Raw genomic sequence first — 930 nt, 5'->3', positions numbered from 1 at the left:
CGAGAACGGCAGCCGGGCCCGGCCGTCGACGGCGATCGCGGTGAACCCGGCGGCGTGCTGCGCGGCGTCGAGCAGGGCCGGGTGCAGCGCGAACAACGCGCCGTCGGCCTGCTTGTGCTCGGGCAGGGCGACCTCGGCGAAGACGTCGTCGCCGCGCCGCCACAGCGCGCGCAGGCCCTGGAACACCGGACCGTAGACGTACTCGCCCTCGGCGAGGCCCTCGTAGAAGCCGTCCAGGCCGACGGGTTCGGCGCCGGCGGGCGGCCAGGCGGTGGCGTCGAAGTCGTCGCGCCGCTCCCCCACCGCAAGGCGGCCGCTGGCGTTGCGGGTCCACGGCTGTTCACCGAGGCCCTCGGGTCGCGTGTGGACGGTCAGGAACCGCGCGCCGGACTCGTCGGGCGCGCCCACCATGACCTGGATGTGCACGCCGCCGGTGGGCGGCAGCGCGAGCGGCGCCTCCAGGGTCAGCTCGTCGACCAGGTCGCAGCCGACCTCGTCGCCGGCGCGGATCGCCAGTTCCATGAACCCGGTGCCGGGGAACAGGACCGTGCCGAGCACGGCGTGGTCGGCGAGCCAGGGCTGCAGCTGCACCGACAGCGCGCCGGTGAACAGGAAGCCGTCCGACTCGGGCAGCGCGACCGCGCCGCCGAGCAGGGGGTGCTCGGCGGAGCGCAGCCCGGACAGCCGCAGGTCGCCCGCGCCGCCGTGGAACCCTTCCGGCCAGTAGCGGTCGTGGCTGAACGCGTAGGTGGGCAGGTCGAGCCAGGCACCCCCACCACCGAAGAAGGCCGTCCAGTCGACGTCCACACCGGACACATGCAACCGCGCGAGCGCGGTGACCGCAGACAGTTCCTCGCCGCGATCCTTGCGCAGCAACGGAACCGCGTCGACCATCGCCGACAACGTCCCATCCGGCCCCAGCTCCACCAA

Annotated in this window: 1 protein-coding gene; it reads right to left on the bottom strand. The window is 74.1% G+C overall.

Going from position 1 to position 930, the window contains the following annotated elements; all coding sequences use genetic code 11:
* On the bottom strand, positions 1–894 hold an 894-nt coding region (locus G3I65_RS38635; RefSeq protein WP_239071706.1), incomplete at its 3' end, for a polyketide synthase dehydratase domain-containing protein.
* Between the last annotated feature and the right edge of the window lie 36 nt (positions 895–930).

The sequence above is a fragment of the Amycolatopsis sp. SID8362 genome (genome assembly GCF_010550475.1).
GTDB classification, from domain to species: domain Bacteria; phylum Actinomycetota; class Actinomycetes; order Mycobacteriales; family Pseudonocardiaceae; genus Amycolatopsis; species Amycolatopsis eburnea.
This window is presented reverse-complemented; position numbering and strand designations above follow the sequence as displayed.